The 16,223-nt window shown below is 44.4% G+C and carries 17 protein-coding genes; 6 read left to right on the top strand and 11 right to left on the bottom strand.

Annotated elements, in window-relative coordinates; genetic code table 11:
- Positions 1–32 precede the first annotated feature (32 nt).
- Both coxB and cyoE read right to left on the bottom strand, forming a co-directional pair.
- A complete protein-coding gene (gene coxB, locus ACFQPF_RS10120; RefSeq protein ID WP_379749682.1) occupies positions 33–1,043 on the bottom strand; it encodes a cytochrome c oxidase subunit II in 1,011 nt (336 codons plus the stop codon).
- Between the two features lie 158 nt (positions 1,044–1,201).
- Positions 1,202–2,140 carry a heme o synthase gene (cyoE, locus tag ACFQPF_RS10115; protein ID WP_379749223.1) on the bottom strand — a complete coding sequence of 313 codons (939 nt, stop codon included), beginning with the start codon at positions 2,138–2,140 and terminating at the stop codon, positions 1,202–1,204.
- A 312-nt stretch (positions 2,141–2,452) separates the two neighbouring features.
- Between cyoE and ACFQPF_RS10110 the strand changes: the two genes are divergently transcribed.
- The gene (locus tag ACFQPF_RS10110; RefSeq protein ID WP_379749220.1) at positions 2,453–3,340 is read left to right on the top strand and encodes a COX15/CtaA family protein; all 888 of its coding nucleotides are present in this window, start codon (positions 2,453–2,455) and stop codon (positions 3,338–3,340) included.
- Positions 3,341–3,440: 100 nt separating this feature from the next.
- Here the strand turns inward: ACFQPF_RS10110 and pyc are convergent, their stop codons facing one another.
- The 3 genes from pyc to ACFQPF_RS10095 form a co-directional block, all read right to left on the bottom strand.
- Positions 3,441–6,884 (bottom strand): pyruvate carboxylase, encoded by a 3,444-nt coding sequence (gene pyc / locus ACFQPF_RS10105; RefSeq protein WP_379749218.1) that lies wholly within the window; start codon positions 6,882–6,884, stop codon positions 3,441–3,443.
- A 22-nt stretch (positions 6,885–6,906) separates the two neighbouring features.
- On the bottom strand, positions 6,907–8,073 hold the full coding sequence (ftsW, locus tag ACFQPF_RS10100) for a putative lipid II flippase FtsW (protein WP_379749216.1): 1,167 nt from the start codon (positions 8,071–8,073) through the stop codon (positions 6,907–6,909).
- 180 nt (positions 8,074–8,253) lie between these two features.
- Positions 8,254–8,535 (bottom strand): Fpa/YlaN family protein, encoded by a 282-nt coding sequence (locus ACFQPF_RS10095; RefSeq protein ID WP_094250947.1) that lies wholly within the window; start codon positions 8,533–8,535, stop codon positions 8,254–8,256.
- Positions 8,536–8,666: 131 nt separating this feature from the next.
- Here ACFQPF_RS10095 and ACFQPF_RS10090 point away from each other — a divergent pair, with 131 nt between their 5' ends.
- A complete protein-coding gene (locus tag ACFQPF_RS10090; RefSeq protein WP_379749213.1) occupies positions 8,667–9,158 on the top strand; it encodes a peptidyl-prolyl cis-trans isomerase in 492 nt (163 codons plus the stop codon).
- Positions 9,159–9,207: 49 nt separating this feature from the next.
- Here ACFQPF_RS10090 and ACFQPF_RS10085 read toward each other — a convergent pair whose 3' ends face one another.
- Entirely contained in the window at positions 9,208–10,539 is a 1,332-nt protein-coding gene (locus tag ACFQPF_RS10085; protein WP_379749680.1) for a PhoH family protein, read from the bottom strand.
- Positions 10,540–10,738: 199 nt separating this feature from the next.
- Between ACFQPF_RS10085 and ACFQPF_RS10080 the strand changes: the two genes are divergently transcribed.
- Positions 10,739–10,939, top strand: a complete 201-nt coding sequence (locus ACFQPF_RS10080; protein WP_379749678.1) for a YlaI family protein — start codon at positions 10,739–10,741, stop codon at positions 10,937–10,939.
- A complete protein-coding gene (locus ACFQPF_RS10075) occupies positions 10,881–11,378 on the top strand; it encodes a hypothetical protein (protein WP_379749710.1) in 498 nt (165 codons plus the stop codon). Before ACFQPF_RS10080 ends, ACFQPF_RS10075 begins: the two co-directional genes overlap by 59 nt.
- 3 nt (positions 11,379–11,381) lie before the next feature.
- On the opposite strand, the gene ACFQPF_RS10070 is transcribed toward ACFQPF_RS10075, so the two are convergent.
- The 3 genes from ACFQPF_RS10070 to typA are packed head-to-tail and all read right to left on the bottom strand — an operon-like array spanning position 11,382 to position 13,855.
- On the bottom strand, positions 11,382–11,663 hold the full coding sequence (locus tag ACFQPF_RS10070) for a hypothetical protein (RefSeq protein WP_379749211.1): 282 nt from the start codon (positions 11,661–11,663) through the stop codon (positions 11,382–11,384).
- Entirely contained in the window at positions 11,660–11,974 is a 315-nt protein-coding gene (locus ACFQPF_RS10065) for a YlaH-like family protein (RefSeq protein WP_379749676.1), read from the bottom strand. Before ACFQPF_RS10065 ends, ACFQPF_RS10070 begins: the two co-directional genes overlap by 4 nt.
- 48 nt (positions 11,975–12,022) lie before the next feature.
- Positions 12,023–13,855 carry a translational GTPase TypA gene (typA, locus tag ACFQPF_RS10060; RefSeq protein WP_379749209.1) on the bottom strand — a complete coding sequence of 611 codons (1,833 nt, stop codon included), beginning with the start codon at positions 13,853–13,855 and terminating at the stop codon, positions 12,023–12,025.
- A gap of 165 nt (positions 13,856–14,020) precedes the next feature.
- Here typA and ACFQPF_RS10055 point away from each other — a divergent pair, with 165 nt between their 5' ends.
- Positions 14,021–14,203, top strand: a complete 183-nt coding sequence (locus tag ACFQPF_RS10055) for a DUF5325 family protein (protein WP_379749207.1) — start codon at positions 14,021–14,023, stop codon at positions 14,201–14,203.
- 43 nt (positions 14,204–14,246) lie between these two features.
- On the opposite strand, the gene ACFQPF_RS10050 is transcribed toward ACFQPF_RS10055, so the two are convergent.
- Together ACFQPF_RS10050 and ACFQPF_RS10045 are read right to left on the bottom strand one after the other, a co-directional pair.
- The gene (locus tag ACFQPF_RS10050; protein WP_379749205.1) at positions 14,247–15,050 is read right to left on the bottom strand and encodes an inositol monophosphatase family protein; all 804 of its coding nucleotides are present in this window, start codon (positions 15,048–15,050) and stop codon (positions 14,247–14,249) included.
- Between the two features lie 115 nt (positions 15,051–15,165).
- A complete protein-coding gene (locus ACFQPF_RS10045; protein ID WP_379749203.1) occupies positions 15,166–15,354 on the bottom strand; it encodes a hypothetical protein in 189 nt (62 codons plus the stop codon).
- Positions 15,355–15,494: 140 nt separating this feature from the next.
- Between ACFQPF_RS10045 and ACFQPF_RS10040 the strand changes: the two genes are divergently transcribed.
- Positions 15,495–16,127 carry a YktB family protein gene (locus tag ACFQPF_RS10040; protein ID WP_379749201.1) on the top strand — a complete coding sequence of 211 codons (633 nt, stop codon included), beginning with the start codon at positions 15,495–15,497 and terminating at the stop codon, positions 16,125–16,127.
- Positions 16,128–16,223 lie beyond the last annotated feature (96 nt).

Raw genomic sequence — 16,223 nt, 5'->3', positions numbered from 1 at the left:
GTATTACCTCCTTTAACTTGCCAAATACGGTACTATTGTAGTTTCAATTCCATCAAATAATCCGAAACGGCATCGATTTCTTCATCACTTAAATTCAGCTTAGGCATCTCATTGCCAGGCTTCACTTCTTGAGGATCTTTGATCCATTTTTTAAGGTTTTCTTTATCATGATCGATGAAACCAGCGATTTTTTCTTTGTCGCCAAATCCTGTCAGATTAGGACCTGTTGCTCCGCCTTTATCACCGACAGCGTGGCAAGATAAACAGTTCTTTTCGAACACTTTCTGGCCATCAGCATTGCCTGTTGAAGCATCAGCACTCTTGAATCCTTCAACCCAAGCTTTGTACTCTTCCTGAGAGACTACTTTAACTTTAAAGTCCATCAAAGCATGAGAAGCACCGCAAAGCTCTGCACATTTCCCTTTATAGACAGCTTCCTTGCTTCCTGTATCAAACCACATGTAGTTCTTGCTTCCATCCCCTGGGTTCGTATCTGTCTTTCCTGCAAGAGAAGGAATCCAGAAGGAGTGAATGACATCTGCTGTAGATAATTCAACGTGAACCTTCGTGTTAACTGGAAGTACTAGCTCCTGTGACGTGATCAGCTCTTCTTTTGGATATTCAAATTCCCACCAGTACTGATGGCCGGTTACCTTCAGGCTCAGTTCATCCTTAGATGGTTTTGCATCTGCTGCAAACTCAAATGTTCGCATTACTGTTGGAACAGCAAGGATGATAAGCAATAGGATTGGAATAGCCGTCCAAAGAATTTCAAGCAAGTGATTTCCTTCAACTTGTTCAGGGATGGAATCATCGCCTTCTTTTTTACGGAACTTGATAAGAACAAAGAAATAAAGAACAAATACTACTACAAGAACCAAGATCATTATGCTGATCGAAATGAGCATAAGCTGGAACTGTTTGTCCGCCACATCTCCCTGAGGAATAAGTGTTGACAATGTCGGATCACCACAGCCAGTCAGCAGAATCGCTAACATGGCAATCAGGGAAAACATTCGTCCCTTTTGAAGCCATTTTTTCATCACTTCATAAAACCCCACTTTCTCGTTGTTATTACTGATAAAAATGTATCTATTCAATCCGGTTCAATGCCGGACAAAAATAGCGCAGCCAAAATGTAAGCCCTTTTATGTAAAGGCAATGCAGAACAGCACTGAAAAGTGCTGTTCTGCCAGAATGATTATTTTATGTTAACGAGAATCATCGCGACGAACATAATCGTCAAGTAGTTCAGAGAATAAACGAACATCATTCTTGCCCATTTAATATCGTCTTTCGCACGCAATCCTGATATGGCCAGCACGAGCCAGCCTGTACCCAGCAGCGCTGTAAGGATGACATAGACGGTTCCGAAATCATACAAATAAAGCGATACAGGAAGCAGCGCAGCTGTATACCAAATCATCTGCCTTTTTGTCATCTCAAAACCTGAGACAACCGGAAGCATTGGAATTCCTGCGTTGCGATATTCTTCACAGCGTTTCATGGCAAGTGCCAAGAAATGCGGAGGCTGCCAAAGAAACATGATCAAGAACAAAATCCACGCGATCGGATGCAGGTTCGCATCTACAGCCGCCCAGCCGATAAGCGGAGGAACGGCGCCAGAAATGCCGCCTACAACCGTGTTAATAGAATGCGTCCTTTTCAGCCACATCGTGTATACGACGACATATACAAATAGTCCAATAAGGCCAAGGACTGCCGCCGTTAAAGTCGTGAGCGCCAAAAGAAGCGTACCGACAGCGGATGTTACAATTCCGACCCAAAGGACTTGATTGGCATTAATTCTGCCGGTTACGGTCGGACGCTCGAGCGTTCTTTCCATCAACTGGTCGATGTCTCTGTCGATATAATTGTTCAAACAGCAGCCGCCCGCAATGACAAGCGCGGCTCCTAATAAACAGAGTACCATCGGAACAAGCTGCTCAGTGAAGTTTAAGTTCGTATACTTAACGGCTAAGAAAAAGCCTGCAAACGTCGTAATCAGGTTGCTCATCACGATGCCGAGCTTCGCGATCGTTAAAAAGTCTTTCCAAGTGCCTGTTGGATTGGCTTCTGATAAAGGTCCGGGTTCCATAACCTTATTGGCTGCTTCGAAAGTTGTTTCTGTTTTACCCACTGATAACACCTCCTTTACCTAATAAAACACTTGCAAAATAATAACTAAGCTGAAAAGGGAATTGCCTCCTTAACAGCAAAATGTCCATATCTGTTCACAATCGCGGCCTCATCATCAAGGTACGGTGTGATAGGATAGACTTGTCAAGGAAATGTCCTATAACATTATAAAACAAATCCCGGACTTTGTATACTTTGACTAAAATCGACATTAACCTATATTATATGTACTATCCTGCCCTTTTTTATACTAGATTTATTTTTTACAAATTTGTGAAATTATCCATATTTATAAGAAACAGGTGATGGTTATATGAAAAGAGCTTTTCAGTGGTACAGCCTATTTACCACTTTTGGAATGTTGTTGGTTTTGCTCATGGGATCAATTGTAACAAAGACAGGGTCTGGCGATGGCTGCGGTAATTCATGGCCACTATGCTATGGCCAAGTCCTTCCATCCGCCCCTAAGCTTGAAACGATGATTGAATACAGCCACCGAATCGTTTCAGGCTGGCTTGGCATACTTGTCATCATACTCGCAGTCTGGGCATGGAAAAAGTACGGTCACATTAAAGGAATGAAATTTTTAGCATGCGTTGCCGTTTTCTTTATTGTACTTCAAGGTCTGCTTGGTGCAGCGGCTGTTATATGGAGTCAATCTTCCGCCGTTCTCGCCCTTCATTTCGGCTTTTCATTGATTTCATTTGCCAGCGTGCTCTTGATCGCCGTACTATCTTTTGAGAAGCAAGACAACCCGTTTGTGATGAACGTTTCATCCGGGTTTAAAAAGAACATTTACTTGCTCTTCATTTATTTGTATCTTGTCGTCTATACAGGAGCACTCGTCCGCCATACCGAATCGAGCCTTGGATGCACAGGCTTTCCGCTTTGCAATGGAGAATGGCTCCCGGAGCTTGGGGGTGCGGCTGGCATTCAGTTCCTTCATAGAATTGCCGCTTTCATCCTGTTTATCTGGATTCTTCTTTCAGCAGCTTATGCGCATAAGCATTACCGCGAAGACCGCAATGCCAAGATCGGATTTATTCTCGCTTCACTTTTCATTACCCTGCAAGCAGCAAGCGGAGCTATCGTCGTTCTGTCCAACTTGAATCTTTTTGCTGCCTTATCTCATGGTGTCATCATATCATGTTTGTTCGGTACGTTAAGCTTTCTTGTTATGGCCGCCTATCGAAAAACATAATAAGCAAAAGGCCGTCCTTCTCCCTGTTAAACAACAGCAAGAAGGACGGTCTTTATTTTGCAGCAGAGAGGGATGCCCGACAAAGCACCTCTCTGTCCTGTTATTTCGTTAGTTCCAGCAGCAGGTCGCCCGGAGAAATCGCATCGCTACCTGCAACAAAAATCTCTTTAACCGTTCCATCAAACGGCGCTTGTACAGTCGTTTCCATTTTCATCGCTTCTGTGATCATCAAATGGTCGCCTTTTTTCACTTTCTCGCCCTTTTCAACCAATACTTTTACAACCGTTCCCGGCATACCAGCACCGATCTGTTCAGGACTAGAAGGGTCAGCTTTTTTCCTAACCGCTTCTGTAACCTTGGCGCTTTCATCGATGACAACGATCTCTCGCGGCTGTCCATTCAATTCAAAATAAACCACTCGCGAGCCATCCTTTTGAGGTTCTCCGATCGAAACTAATTTTACGATCAGCGTTTTACCTTGTTCGATTTCAATGTTGATTTCTTCTCCAAGCCGCATGCCGTAGAAGAAGGTTGGCGTATCTAAAACAGAGACATCTCCGAAGAGGTTGAAGACCTTTTCTCTGTCTAAGAATACCTTAGGATAAAGCGCGTATGACAAAGCATCAAACATGGTTACTTGGCGTCCGAGCTTATGGAAGAGCGTTTCCTTTATATCCATAAAGTCAGCTGCCTCCAGCTGCTCACCTGGTCTTACCGTAAGGGGTTCTCTCCCTTTTAACACAATCCTTTGAAGCTCCTGCGGGAATCCCTGATAGGGCTGTCCAAGATAGCCCTGGAAGAACTCGACTACGGAGTCAGGAAAATCTAAGGTGTCTCCTCTTTCATACACATCATCTTCTGATAAGCTGTTTTGGACCATATATAGTGCCATGTCTCCGACAACCTTTGATGATGGCGTTACCTTGACCACGTCGCCGAACATATCGTTCACTCTTCTGTACATTTGTTTCACTTCATCCCAGCGGTTTCCAAGCCCTACTGCTTTTGCTTGCTGCTGCAGGTTCGAGAACTGCCCGCCTGGCATCTCATGTTCGTAAACTTCTGGATCGGGAGCTGCCATCCCGCTTTCAAACCCTTGATAATATTTACGCACATCTTCCCAGTAGGCTGACATTTGTTTTACATTTTGTATGCTAAGATCTGGCTGCCTTGAGTTGCCTGCCAGAGCATAGTATAGAGAATCCGCGCTCGGCTGCGATGTCTGACCGGCCATGGAGCTTACTGCTACATCGACAATGTCAACACCTGCCTCCACCGCCTTCGCATACGTGAAGATCCCGTTTCCACTCGTATCATGTGTATGAAGATGGATAGGAAGGCTCGTCTCCGTTTTCAAGGCACTGACTAAGTCATACGCTGCTTGCGGCTTTAAAAGGCCAGCCATATCTTTAATTCCCAGAATATGTGCACCTTCCTGTTCCAATTGCTTTGCCATGCTGACATAATACGCAAGGTCATATTTGGAACGGGAAGGGTCAAGGATATCACCTGTATAGCAGATTGAAGCTTCCGCTATTTTCCCTGCATCTCGTACAGCGTGGATAGCAGTCTTCATCCCTTCCACCCAGTTCAAGCTGTCAAAGATTCTGAATACATCGATTCCAGCCTGTGAGGAATGCTTGACAAACTCTGTGATTACGTTATCTGGATAGTTCTTATAGCCGACAGCGTTCGATGCACGAAGCAGCATTTGAAACAATACATTCGGTACACGCTCTCTCAGCTTGAGCAGTCTTTCCCATGGATCTTCATTTAAGAACCGGTAAGCCACATCAAATGTCGCACCGCCCCACATTTCAAGTGAAAACAGCTCTGGCCATAGCTTTGACACAGGATCCGCCGCTTTAAGGAGATCGTGTGTGCGAACACGTGTCGCTAGCAATGACTGATGGCCGTCGCGGAAAGTGGTGTCGGTTAGAAGGACTTTCTTTTGGTCCTTCACCCATGAAGCCAGTCCTTCAGGCCCTCTTTCATCGAGAATCTGCTTCGTTCCTGGGCGAGCATCATCCGAATATTTAACTGCAGGAATACGCGTTTCACTGTATAAAGGCTTCTCGATCTTTTCAAGACCTGGAAATCCGTTGATGGTCGTGCTGCCGATGTACGAGAGCATTTTTGTTCCCCGGTCTTTTCTTTTCGGGAACACGAATAGCTCGTTCGTGGAGTCAATGAATGATGTGTCGTATTGTCCGGATAAAAAGTTTTTGTGTTTGACTACATTCTCGAGAAATTCGATGTTTGTTTTAATTCCTCGAATACGGAACTCTTTTAAATTCCGCAGCATTTTAGACGCGGCATTCTCGAATGTCAGGGCCCAAGTAGACAGCTTAACAAGAAGGGAGTCATAATGCGGTGTGATGACCGCTCCTTGAAATCCATTTCCTGCATCCAGGCGTACTCCAAAGCCCCCGCCCGAACGATAAGCCATAATCTTGCCGGTATCCGGCATGAACTGATTGGCAGGATCCTCTGTTGTTACACGGCATTGAATGGCATAACCGTGGCAGGCGATCTCCTCTTGTTTTGGAATAGCAACTTCCCTGCTGTGGAGGGAATGGCCGCCAGCAATCAAAATCTGTGATTGAACGATATCAATCCCTGTAACCATTTCTGTAATCGTATGTTCAACCTGAACGCGAGGGTTCACTTCAATAAAATAAAAATCCTCGCTGCTCGTAACTAAGTATTCTACGGTTCCTGCGTTGTAGTAGCCGACATGCTTCATCAGCCTGAGGGCTGACTCACAAATGTCTTGCCTGCACTTCTCACTGAGTGAAACACTCGGAGCGACCTCGACAACTTTCTGATGCCTTCTTTGAACGGAGCAGTCTCTTTCATAAAGGTGGACAATATTACCATCATGATCCCCGATGATCTGAACTTCAATATGCTTTGGCTTTTCTATAAACCTTTCTACATACACATCATCTTTTCCAAACGACGCTTTCGCTTCAGATTTTGCCCGGTCATAACTTTCAGCGAGTGAGTTTTCACTGCGAACGATCCTCATCCCTCTGCCGCCTCCGCCGAGCGCCGCTTTAATAATAATTGGGTATCCGTGCTCTGAAGCAAAAGACCGCACTTCCTCCAGGCTGGTTACTGGTCCGCCGCTGCCCGGTATAACTGGAATATCAGCTTCCACAGCAGCAGCACGGGCTTTCACTTTATCTCCGAATATATTTAAGTGTTCTTCTTTAGGTCCGACAAAAATAATGCCTTCTTCACGGCATCGCCTTGCAAAGTCAGCGTTTTCTGATAAGAACCCGTAGCCTGGGTGGATAGCATCCACATCGTTCGCTTTAGCGATATCAATGATTCCTTCAATATCTAAATACGCATCAATCGGCTTTTTCCCTGCTCCCACTAAATAGGCTTCATCTGCCTTGTATCTGTGATAGGAACCTGAATCTTCTTTAGAATAAACCGCAACGGTCCGGATATTGAGCTCGGTACACGCCCTGAATATACGGATGGCGATTTCACCGCGGTTGGCAACGAGTATTTTTTTGATGGTTTTTTCCATGAGGTTCCTCTCCTTTTCCATGCTATAACGCTTTTACATGACTTTCTCTTACAGCCGGTGCTGAAACAGGCTGATTTTGTTTGTAATGAACGTGTGCGGAAATATTGATCAAGATGCCTGCTGAAGCCATAAACAAAATGAGCGATGAGCCTCCATATGAAACAAACGGCAGCGGTACGCCTGTGATCGGGAGGACTCCAACCGCTGCCCCGAGATTCACGACCGATTGAACACCTATCATGCCTGAGATGCCGAAAGCAAGCAGGCTGCCGTATGTATCCTTCCCTATCACTCCTATGTAGAAACCTTTTAAAACAATAAACGCAAGCAGCAGCAACACCACTGCAATTCCCAGAAACCCAAGCTCTTCACCGATTATGGCAATGATGAAATCAGTATGAGGCTCTGGAAGAAAACCGTATTTCTGCACAGATTCACCGAGCCCTGATCCTGTTAGCCCTCCTGCCGCCATGGCAACATAAGCATTGATGAGCTGGTAGCCATCCTGCTCGGGGTCAGAAAACGGATCGTATGCAGCATCAAAACGCGACATCTGCTCTCCGGAAAATAGAAACGAAAACAAGCTGAGTGCGGCCAGGCAAGAACCAATCAAAAGGAAAAGATGTTTCCGGCGCATTCCAGAACAAAAGATGACGATACCTGCCACGCTTGCTACGATCATTGCTGTACCAAAATCCGGCTGTTTGATGATCAGCAGCAAAATGATAACGATGATGGATAGAGGGGGGATGACACTTGTGCTGAATTGGTCCAGTTTCTCCTGCTTTTTAGAAAAGATTCCTGCAAGATAGATGGCCAGCCCGAGCTTTACAAATTCGGCAGGCTGAAGACCGAATCCCCCGATCATAATCCAGCTTTTGGCGTTATTGACGGTTTTACCGAAAAGAAAAACCGCAGCAAGCATAGCGATAGAGCCAAATACAATCGGAACCATCAATTTTTTGTACGTTTGATAGGGCAGCACGAGAGTAAAGGCGAAAATGATGAGGCCAACAAAAAAGAAAGCTAGCTGCCGTACAAAAAAATGGCTTGGACTGTACTCATATTTCGTGATTGAAACACCGATGCTCGCACTATAGATCATCACTAATCCGATGCCGCATAACAAAAAAACGGCAATCAAAAGATAATAATCAACATGCTGAAAAAATTTTTTCAAAACCCTCACCTTTTCCTCATACTTTCTACATATAAAACAATTCGGTTAATCAGGCGAAATTCCTGTCGTAATTTAGCTAAAAAATCAAAGAGCAGCTAATTTTAGCTCATAGCGATAAGTCAAATATTCTTCAATCAATAAAAAGGAATACAAAAAACCCAGACTGATTGTTCACCGTCTGGGTTAGTATCATTTCCTCATGGATGCCTCATGCAGCGCGCTCAGCTGCTTTTCAAGCGTTCCAAGCAGCTCCTTGCCGGCCTCCGCATCTATTAATTGAAGACGAACAGCAAAGTCAATTTCACGGGATAAGCCGAACATCTGCGTATCCAGAACTTCCTCATAGAGGGGACATTGCGGCATCGTCAAGTTGCCCATTTGGACTTCGATCAGCTTTAATATTTTCTGGGCATCGGCTTTAAGTAATTCCAGCGCCCTTTCGTGGTGTCCTGTTACCATCTCAGCTGCCAAAGATCATCCCTCCGTTCCTGCACCTATCTAACTTTAAATATAAAGCTTTCATCACAAAAAATCAACATATTACAGTAATCGGGGAATCGTGCTATGCTTTAGATGCTCATTTAAGCAACCAGGAGGTTAATATGGAATTCATCTTATATTTAAAAGGAAATGTCGCCCATCCTCTCACAATCGATCCAAGCGTATGGATTTTTGATGAACGGAAAATTCTCGTCTCGGATATCGGGAGACTGAACGGCCTAGAAGACGCTGACACGTTGTATTTAAAAGACGTCTCTTCCCATTGGGACCGTGAGATTACAAAAGGGGCCGAGCTTCCTTCAGATAAAGCGAAAGAAAGTGGCATGACGAAAAAAGAGTACTTGCTGCAAAATTCATTTGCGATGCCGCTCGCTCCGTTTATAAAAAACGCAGAGCCCGCAGAGAGAGCCCGCGCTGTCATCATCCAAGGAAAAGATCAGACAGAAACGATTTCACTAGACGATGCCGCACGGTGTTATCTGGCATTTTCTGAAAATGGAAAACCATTGAAAGAAGATGGGCCTATACATGTTTATTTTCCAGACAGCAGCAAGCCACCAATGAAACACATCATTGGCTTTGAAATTGTGTAAGCAGGAGGGTGTCCAGATAAAGCAATGGACACCCTCATCTGTTAAAGCCTTACAATAAATCTGCTGCCAAGAGGGCAAGGCTGGACCGTTCCCCTTTTTCAAGCTTCACATGCCCGCTGATCTTTTGATCTTTAAACTTTTCCACAACATATGTGAGACCATTCGTGAACTCATCCAAATACGGGTGGTCTATCTGATTGGGATCGCCAAGGAGCACGATTTTACTGCCTTCCCCTACACGTGTCAGGATGGTTTTTATTTCGTGCTTGGTCAGGTTCTGCGCCTCATCAATGATAATGAACTGATCGGGCAGGCTTCTTCCTCTTATATACGTGAGTGCTTCAACATGAATGGATCCGATGCCGGCCAAGATCTTATCAAGTTCTCCAGGCTTTTTCGTATTAAACAAATATTCCAGATTATCATAGATCGGCTGCATCCACGGCTTCAGCTTTTCTTCTTTTTCTCCTGGCAAATAGCCGATATCTTTTCCAACAGGAACGATAGGCCGCGCGATAAAGAGTTTAATGTAGCTTTTCAAGTCTTCGGTTTGCATAAGCCCTGCAGCAAGCGTTAGCAGCGTTTTCCCCGTCCCGGCTTTTCCGATCATCGTCACAAGAGGAATGTCCTTTCTCATGAGCAGTTCAAACGCCATTTTCTGCTGAGCGTTGCGAGCTCGTATTCCCCATATCTGTTCATTATCAAACACGAGCGGTTTGATTTTTTTCCCAGATTCGTCCACCTTTGCCAGTGCAGATGATGAGCTTCTGTACAGGTCTTTTAAAATAATAAATTGATGCGGATAAAACACGTGTCCGGCAAGCTCTTCGATTGCGAGTTCCTGGCTTTCGTAATAAGCAGCAAGCACTTCACTTGCGACATACACTTCCTTATAGCCGCTGTAAGTCTGGTCATCACGGTCTACTACCCGGTCACTGAGAAAATCTTCTGCCTCTAGCCCGAGGGCATCAGCCTTTACCCTGACAAGGACATCTTTTGACACGAGTATGACTTTTCTTCCATCCAGCCTCTTTTTTTCTTCAGCGGCCAGGTTGGAAGCAACAGCCAAGATGCGGTTATCGTTAGAAGCTTCAATAAATGTATCCTGTAAGCGCTGAAAAGAGCGATTGTTCAGTTCAACTCGCAATGTTCCGCCTTGTTCGAGCGGTACACCTTCATGAAGTTTTCCATTTTGCCTAAGCTTATCAATCAGCCGTGAAAACTCGCGTGCGTTCCTTCCAATCTCGTCCATATATCGTTTTTTCGAATCCAATTCATCTAGAACTACCGCAGGTATTACGATATCATGGCCATCAAAAGAAAAAATAGAATACGGATCCTGAAGCAAAACATTCGTATCAAGGACGTATAATTTATCCAACATGCGGCCTCCTGTCTTCTGCATTAAAAATGGCATCTTATTCTGTGTGTAGTTCAATGTATGAAGAAATAGACGAAGTTAGAAGAGAGCTTTACTTTTTCAGGAGGCCGAATTGGCTCACAGCGTTCCGCTCAAGTTGCGGTACAACTTGGCTGCGTGTGTGCTATACTTAATTTTAAGAAAAATTGAGGTGACCGATATGCGCGTAAAATGCGTTCTATGTGACAAAATTGATGTAATTGAAGATCATTGCTCACTCGCTAAAAAACTGAGAAACCGCCCCATCCATACGTACATGTGCCCTAACTGCAAAGACAGGATAACAGACAAGACCGAACGCCGTGCTGCAACTGGCAACTTTTCATTATACAGAAGTCCTCAAAAAGAAAATGACTGGTAAAGAGTTGAAAGGCATTGTCTACAGCGGACTTTATTCGGGCATTTGGCTTGGCCTTCTATTTTATGCGATACAAAAACTATCAAACAGAAGGCTTCTGGATTTTCTCTTAAACGTTGATTTTCTCCCATTGCCTAAAGATATTACTCATAATGTTTTTTTGCAATGGACGCTTCACTTAGCCATCTCTCTGCTGCTGGCGTTCGCCCTTTACAGAGCAGCAAAGGCTAGACCGTCTCTGCTCCTTCCACTTTCTCTAGCCATTAACTTGATTGTTTCAATCTCGTTCTTCCCGCTTGAGGGGATTTCGGTAGAAAAAATCCTTCAGCCTTCCTTAGTGAATGTTAGCATTTGGACTGCGGGGCATGTTTTATACGCTTGGATTCTGGCTTCCTCGCTTAAAAGAACCGTTTTTAAACAATATAATGAAAAACCGCGCTGATCTTCAGCGCGGTTTTTCATTATATTTCGGTTCTGATGCAATAGAACGATAGAGTGCATCAATGTACTCTTTGGAGAAGGTGAGCGTTTCGTGTTTATCATCTTTTTCATATGAGATGATGTAGGCATCTTCTGATCCGCTCACTGCAATGTTCGAGACATGATGGTCTTCCATCAAGATCTCGTGAAAGAACTGCAGCGTATCAGCTGCGGCTTGATCTTCAGGTCTGTGCTCGGCCACTGTCTTGATGCTCAGCCAGTTATAGAAGACATCTTGAAGGTTCACGCTTGCGCTTCCTTCTTTTTGCTTTTATAGAGCCTGTAACGGTAAGCACCAAGAAAAATGGCAGAAACGATCAGTCCTTCTGCAACAGGAAGGCCGATTCCAAGAATGGCAAGCGGAAAACAGCCCACTAGTAGAAGGATATAAATAAACAATGATTTTAAGACTGGCAGTTTTTTTGCAAAACCTAATTTATAGACGATGATGCAAAGGAGAACAATCAAAGCGTATAACAGCCAAAACCCTGTAGTTGGATCTTTATCGATCCCAAGTAAAAGAGCAATGGAGGAGGAATTCTCCCCCGTAGCTTTCATGATTTGATCTTCTTTCACCTTTACCACTCCCCGATGGCAAAACTGCGTTTATTTATTTAATTTATTCTTTTTCGTCACACGTTCACGTTCGTTCTTATCTAGAATCTTCTTACGTAAACGGATGCTCTCAGGTGTCACTTCACAATATTCATCATCGTTCAAATACTCAAGTGATTCTTCAAGTGACATGACGCGAGGCTTCTTCATTGTAACCGTCTGGTCTTTGTTCGCTGAACGCATGTTTGTCATCTGTTTCACTTTCACGATGTTTACCGTGATGTCGTTCTCACGCGTGTGCTCTCCAACGATCATGCCTTCATAGACTTCTGTACCCGGTTCAACGAACAACGTACCGCGGTCTTCCACACCCATCATGCCGTACTGAGAAGCCTTTCCGTTTTCCATGGATACAAGCACACCTTGACGGCGTCCTCCGACGTTGCCGGCAGCCATAGGCTTGTAGCTGTCAAACGTATGGTTCAAGATTCCGTAGCCGCGCGTCTGTGTCAGGAATTCAGTTCCATATCCGATCAATCCGCGTGCAGGCACGAGGAACTCAAGGCGGACTTGTCCAGATCCGTTGTTAATCATGTTCAGCATCTCGCCTTTACGATCTCCAAGTGATTCCATGATCGAGCCAGTGTATTCTTCAGGAATGTCGATTTGTACACGCTCAACAGGCTCGCATTTCTTGCCATCGATCTCGCGTACGATAACTTCAGGCTTTGAAACTTGCAATTCATAGCCTTCACGACGCAAGTTCTCGATCAGGATAGACAAGTGAAGCTCTCCGCGTCCTGAAACCGTCCAAACATCCGGAGAATCTGTGTTTTCAACACGCAAGCTGACATCTGTCTGAAGCTCCGATTTCAAACGCTCTTCAATTTTACGGCTCGTTACATACTTTCCTTCACGTCCTGCGAAAGGAGAGTTGTTAACAAGGAACGTCATCTTCAGTGTAGGCTCATCGATGCGGAGGATCGGAAGTGCTTCTTCCTGACCTTCAGGACAAACTGTTTCACCTACGTTGATTTCTTCCATTCCTGAAACCGCGATAAGGTCGCCGGCTTTTGCTTCTTCGATCTCAATGCGCTTAAGTCCAAGGAAACCGAACAGCTTCGTTACACGGAACTTCTTTACTGTGCCGTCAAGCTTCATAAGCGAAACCTGCTGACCTACTTTGATCGTTCCGCGGAAGACGCGTCCGATTCCGATACGGCCAAGGTAATCGTTGTAATCAAGCATCGTCACCTGATACTGAAGCGGCTCATCACTGTTGTCTACAGGTGCTGGAATTGTTTCAAGAATCGTATCTAGGAGTGCAGACATATCTTCATCTTGCTTTTCAGGGTCCAGGCTTGCTGTCCCGTTAAGAGCTGATGCAAATACAACTGGGAACTCAAGCTGATCTTCTTCTGCTCCAAGATCAATAAAGAGGTCGATCACTTCATCAATTACTTCAAGCGGGCGTGCAAAATCACGGTCGATTTTGTTAACTACAACGATTGGCGTCAACTTTTGCTCTAATGCTTTCTTCAATACGAAACGTGTCTGCGGCATGCAGCCTTCGTATGCGTCAACTACGAGAAGAACACCATCTACCATTTTCATGATACGTTCTACTTCTCCGCCAAAGTCTGCGTGTCCAGGTGTATCCATGATGTTAATGCGCTTTTCTTTATAGTTGATTGCTGTATTTTTAGCAAGGATAGTGATTCCGCGCTCTCTTTCTAAATCGTTGGAATCCATCGCTCTTTCGCTTACTTGCTCGTTTGAGCGAAATGTTCCAGATTGATGAAGCAGCTTGTCAACCAGTGTTGTTTTGCCGTGGTCAACGTGGGCAATAATGGCTATATTTCTTAAGTCTTCTCGACGATTCAATAGAATTCTCTCCTTATTTAACCTTTTACAGGTGTTCATTATTAGTGTCTATTTTTGCTCAACTTTTGTATTATACCATACTTTTGAAAACATACTTTTTCTTTTTATGTATTTTCGGTAAACTAGGGGTAAAGCTCGTCCCAACACAGAAAGGAGCTCGCCAACATGAAACCTAACTTTCTTTTTTTCCTTCTTGCTCTTTGCACGGCAATGTCAATCGGCGGTATTGGAGTGGCTGTAAGTGAACAGAGCATCTTGATCGCTGCCGTTTCAATCTTTTGTGTCATTGTTTTAATGGGTGCAGGTTTTACATTAAAAAAGAAACTTCGGGAACAAAACCAAGAATAAATGAGAAATAAACAAGGAAGAAGGGCCTCCCCTTCTTCCTTGTTTATTTCTGCCCCGAAAGAAGTTCCTTCATAACTTGTTCATGCAATCCCGGTTTTCCGCAGAATACACTGTTTTGTTCGAGCAGGGAAATCTCGTCGCCATAAACGGTCGTCACGATTCCTCCGGCTTCTTCAATTAATATTTTTCCTGCCGCAAAGTCCCATGGCGACAGCCTCATCGTCAAGTACGCGTCAAGCCTGCCTGCAGCTACATATGCCATTTCAAGTGCAGCGGATCCATAAGACCGAGTGCCTCTAGACCTTTTAACAACCGGAAGAAGAAGGGTATGATCGAAGCGTCTGTTAGGCGTCAGCCATGTTGCATTGATGCCAAAGACACATTCTTCAAGCACCGTTTTCTGTAGCATTGGCAGTTTTTGCCCATTTAAATAGACGCCGTTATTTTTTTCTGCGGTAAACAATTCATCCTTTGCCACATCATAGATAAACCCTAGCATACCAATACCGTTAAAATAAATGCCTATTGAAACAGCAAAGTTGCATTGCTGATGAATGAAATTGGTCGTTCCGTCAATCGGATCAATGATCCATAGAACCCCGCTGGCATCCGTGATATTGTCACCGTAGCCTTCTTCGCCGAGCACGCGGTGATCGGGGAACTCATGGTTAATATGGCGGATAAAATACCGCTCGATGCTCTTATCCATTTCTGTCACAAGATCAGCAGCGTGTGATTTGTATGTAATCGTCCTCTCGCGGTCAAACGAGTCCTTGATCATGTTTCCGGCTTCCTTTATCCAAGCCTCTGCCCTCTGTTTAATCTGGTTATAATCCATGGTTTCCATTGCGACACTCCCTGTGAGCTTTCCTCCATTATATGATATCCTTCTTATGTTCACAAAAAAACGAACCACCGAAGTAAAGATGGGTCCGTTTTTTATTATCCGGTTTCACTCTCGATCATGCCTCTAATCTCACGAGTTCCTGCCGCATCCGCTCCAGCTTTCGCTTGCATTCATTCACAGCTTTCTGGTCTTTCGCTTTCAAGGCATCCGACAGTGTCGACAATTCATAATCGATTTCAAGCTTCAATACAGGAATTCTTCTTTCCGCATCCGTTTTTTTCAGCGTTTGTATCACTTGTTTCATTCTTTCCACTTCCTTTCAGTATTTTTCTTACGTTATTTTATGAATGTGCCATTCATATGGTACCCTCTGCACCGCCTTTTTTCTGGCTTCTCATGTATGGTAGAATCAATGGGTACTATAATGAGATGGAGGACTGCACCATGTTCAAAGGTTTTAACAACCGCGATTTTGATGTGTTTAAAATAGATGGGCTACAAGAGCGTATGGAGAAGCTGATTGAAAGAATCCGCCCTAAACTTGAAGACCTAGGCAAAGAGTATGCAGGCGAACTTTCTGCTCTATCCGGAACGGAGATGCACTACCACGTTGCTAAGCACGCGCGTAGGACAGTCAATCCGCCAAAGGATACGTGGGTCGCTTTTGCACCAAATAAGAGGGGCTATAAGATGCTTCCACATTTCCAGATCGGTCTTTTTGAGTCTCACGTCTTTATCTGGTATGCCGTTATATATGAAGCTCCTATGAAAGTTGAGATCTCAAAAAAAATGCTAAAAAACGTGATGTCCATCAAGCAACAAATACCTGATACGTTTGTTTGGTCTCCGGATCATATGAAACCGGAAGCTGTCTCTCATAAGGAATTAAAGGATAACGGCTTAGAAGATCTCATATCACGGCTCGGCACGGTAAAAAAAGCGGAGCTGTTGTGTGGTGTTCATGTTGCAAGAGAAAAGGCCACAAGCATGACCGCGGAAGAATGGCATTCCCTACTTTCAAGTACGTTCCGGCAGCTGATGCCTCTATATGAAATGCATATCGTCAGTTCTAGTTGATTGTCTGCGTGCACCTGTAACGGAGATTAACATCTCCTCGAAAACTAAAAGCAACAATGTTTACAAAAACAGCCTTTTATAAAGTAAAACAAAAAA

The organism is Fictibacillus iocasae (assembly GCF_042665465.1).
GTDB lineage: Bacteria > Bacillota > Bacilli > Bacillales > Fictibacillaceae > Fictibacillus > Fictibacillus iocasae.
Note: the sequence above shows the minus strand (reverse complement) of the source record. Positions and strands in the feature narration are given on the sequence as shown.

Coding starts and splice junctions, on each gene's coding strand:
- pyc (WP_379749218.1), bottom strand. CDS start 6,884: ATGGAAAAAACCATCAAAAAAATACTCGTTGCCAACCGCGGTGAAATC.
- ACFQPF_RS10065 (WP_379749676.1), bottom strand. CDS start 11,974: ATGAAAGCTACGGGGGAGAATTCCTCCTCCATTGCTCTTTTACTTGGG.
- ACFQPF_RS10050 (WP_379749205.1), bottom strand. CDS start 15,050: ATGGAAACCATGGATTATAACCAGATTAAACAGAGGGCAGAGGCTTGG.
- ACFQPF_RS10090 (WP_379749213.1), top strand. CDS start 8,667: ATGGAATTCATCTTATATTTAAAAGGAAATGTCGCCCATCCTCTCACA.
- ACFQPF_RS10080 (WP_379749678.1), top strand. CDS start 10,739: ATGCGCGTAAAATGCGTTCTATGTGACAAAATTGATGTAATTGAAGAT.
- ACFQPF_RS10055 (WP_379749207.1), top strand. CDS start 14,021: ATGAAACCTAACTTTCTTTTTTTCCTTCTTGCTCTTTGCACGGCAATG.
- ACFQPF_RS10040 (WP_379749201.1), top strand. CDS start 15,495: ATGTTCAAAGGTTTTAACAACCGCGATTTTGATGTGTTTAAAATAGAT.
- ACFQPF_RS10110 (WP_379749220.1), top strand. CDS start 2,453: ATGAAAAGAGCTTTTCAGTGGTACAGCCTATTTACCACTTTTGGAATG.
- ACFQPF_RS10045 (WP_379749203.1), bottom strand. CDS start 15,354: ATGAAACAAGTGATACAAACGCTGAAAAAAACGGATGCGGAAAGAAGA.
- coxB (WP_379749682.1), bottom strand. CDS start 1,043: ATGAAAAAATGGCTTCAAAAGGGACGAATGTTTTCCCTGATTGCCATG.